This window comes from Eudoraea sp. (genome assembly GCF_049665975.1).
Lineage (GTDB): Bacteria > Bacteroidota > Bacteroidia > Flavobacteriales > Flavobacteriaceae > Eudoraea.
Genome location: NZ_JBATGR010000368.1, coordinates 1 through 1,766, shown reverse-complemented (window position 1 = coordinate 1,766; position 1,766 = coordinate 1). Strand labels below are relative to the sequence as shown.

Annotated in this window: 3 protein-coding genes; all 3 read right to left on the bottom strand. The window is 41.7% G+C overall.

What is annotated here, in order from left to right; genetic code table 11:
* Window positions 1-117, bottom strand: a 117-nt coding sequence (locus WBN20_RS12595) for an SDR family NAD(P)-dependent oxidoreductase (RefSeq protein WP_424281945.1), incomplete at its 3' end; no start/stop codon positions are given.
* 109 nt (window positions 118-226) lie between these two features.
* Window positions 227-1,201, bottom strand: coding sequence for an NADPH:quinone oxidoreductase family protein (locus tag WBN20_RS12590; protein WP_424281944.1), 975 nt, complete (start codon window positions 1,199-1,201; stop codon window positions 227-229).
* The coding region (locus WBN20_RS12585) for a zinc-binding dehydrogenase (RefSeq protein WP_424281943.1) at window positions 1,182-1,766 on the bottom strand (585 nt) is incomplete at its 5' end. The genes WBN20_RS12590 and WBN20_RS12585, both read right to left, overlap by 20 nt.

Here is a 1,766-nt window from a genome sequence, read left to right as displayed (position 1 = left end):
GGGTAACACGTCCATAATTATTACCGTTGCACCTTCTTTTGCAAAAAGCTCGGTTATGGCCTTCCCTATTCCACGGGAACCACCGGTAACTATGGCTATTTTGTCTTTTAGTCTCATTTCGTATAGTTCTTTAATTATATCTTTTACTAACTCTCCTTGCGAAATTTGATCCTTTAAAATAAGCAGAGCTTTAATCTAAAGCCAAATATTCAGGAAGATGATAACCTTAAACTTCTATTACCAATTTACCCCTGACCTTTCTGTCCATTATTTCCTGTAACGCCATGGGGGTTTCCTTCAATTCATAAGTTTTATGGATATGGGGTTTTATCCTGCCCTCATCATACCATTTCATCAACGTCCTTGTGTTCTCCATATTCACTTTTGGGTCTCTCATGGCAAAATCGCCCCAAAATACCCCAACAATAGAAGCAGTCTTAAGCAAAGGCAGGTTTAAAGGCATTTTTGGTATAGTACCGGAAGCAAATCCTACTACCAGATATCTCCCCTCCCATGCAATTCCTCTGAATGCCGCCTCAGAATATTCCCCTCCAACAGGATCATATATAACATCTACCCCTTTGTTATCAGTCAATTTTTTTATTTCAGACTTCAAATCTTCTTTAGAATAGTTAATGGTTTGATCAGCTCCATATTCGCGACATAACTCTAATTTTTCTTCGGAGGATGCTGCCGCAATAACCTTAGCCCCCATTAATTTACCAAGCTCCACAGCTGCCAAACCAACACCTCCTGAGGCACCAAGCACAAGTAATGTCTCGCCTTTTGCCAGCTTTGCTCTGTCTTTCAGCGCATGATATGACGTCCCATATGCCACCATAAATGATGCTGCAATTGGGAAATTCATTTTTTCTGATTTCAGGAAACACGTATTGGATGGCACCACTACTTCCTCTGCAAAACCTCCACTAAAGACAAATCCGAATACTTCATCACCGACCGCCAGGTGTTTTACCTCATCGCCAATCTCTTTTACGATCCCGGCAATATCGCTGCCCGGAGTGAAAGGAAGCTCTGGCTTAAACTGGTATAAACCCTGGATAATTAATGTATCAGGAAAATTTATTCCACAGGCTTTTACTTGCACCACCACCTCTTTTGCTTTGGGTTTTAAACCAGGCATTTCTTCTAAAACCAGAGAAGATGGCGGTCCGAATTCTTTACATCGTATGGCCTTCATCTTCTACTACTTTTAGCACCAGTTTGCCTAGTTTTTCACCTGTAAACAACCTTTTATAGGTTTGCGGAAAATTCTCAATTCCCTTATATATATCTTCTTTCCCTTTCAATTTTCCCTCTGCCAGCCACGCACCCATGTCCCTTGCAGCTTCGCCATACCTTTTTGCATAATCAAATACCACCATTCCCTGCATTGTGGCTCGGTTTACCAGGAGTGAAAGGTAATTACTGGGGCCTTTTATGGCCGTTTTGTTGTTGTATTGCGATATGGCTCCACATATCACTATTCGGGCATGCATTCTCAGTTTACTTAGGGCAATATCAAGAATTTCGCCACCTACGTTGTCAAAATAAACATCCAGGCCTTTTGGACATTCTTCCTTCAACCTGGTTACAACATTCTCGTTCTTATAATCAATAGCAGCGTCAAAACCCAACTCCTCTAAAATATATTTACATTTCTCCTTACCCCCGGCAATGCCGACAACCCGGCATCCTTTAATTTTAGCAATTTGACCCACGATGCTCCCCACCGCTCCTGCTGCTCCTGAAACAACCACAATATC

What these genes read in the sequence shown, in the direction of transcription:
- WBN20_RS12590 (WP_424281944.1), bottom strand. Translation starts at nt 1,201, where the DNA reads ATGAAGGCCATACGATGTAAAGAATTCGGACCGCCATCTTCTCTGGTT.